Source organism: Cognatundibacterium luofuense, from assembly GCF_018139685.1.
Classification (GTDB): domain Bacteria; phylum Pseudomonadota; class Gammaproteobacteria; order Burkholderiales; family Burkholderiaceae_D; genus Undibacterium; species Undibacterium luofuense.
Genome location: NZ_JAGSPN010000380.1, coordinates 1 through 337 on the forward strand (window position 1 = coordinate 1; position 337 = coordinate 337).

Genomic DNA, 337 nt, shown 5'->3' on the forward strand with positions numbered 1-337 from the left:
TGAGCACCTTCAGAGAAATCCAGCGTTTCGCACCATTGACACCCTTACCCAGACCCGGCACCAGCACGATGACCAGTAAAATCAGGGTGGCAACAAACAAATACGGCGCCAGTTTTTGCCAGGTAGCGACCGGAATCCGAAAGGCAAAAGCACCAGCCACAACAGAAATCAAAATAAACATCGCCTGCCGCAGCAGGAAGTGGTTGTTCTTGTAATTCGCGTATTTCGGCGAATCCGGTAAAGCAATCGAGGCGGAATACACCATGACCATACCGAATAACATCAGTATCATGGTGACCCACACCAGCAGCTCATCGTAGTTCATCATTTTGGAACG

1 protein-coding gene is annotated in these 337 nt (G+C 49.6%); it reads right to left on the bottom strand.

Features of this window, described 5'->3' with window-relative positions; genetic code table 11:
- The coding region (locus tag KDM89_RS20860) for an FtsW/RodA/SpoVE family cell cycle protein (RefSeq protein WP_212689746.1) at nucleotides 1–337 on the bottom strand (337 nt) is incomplete at both ends.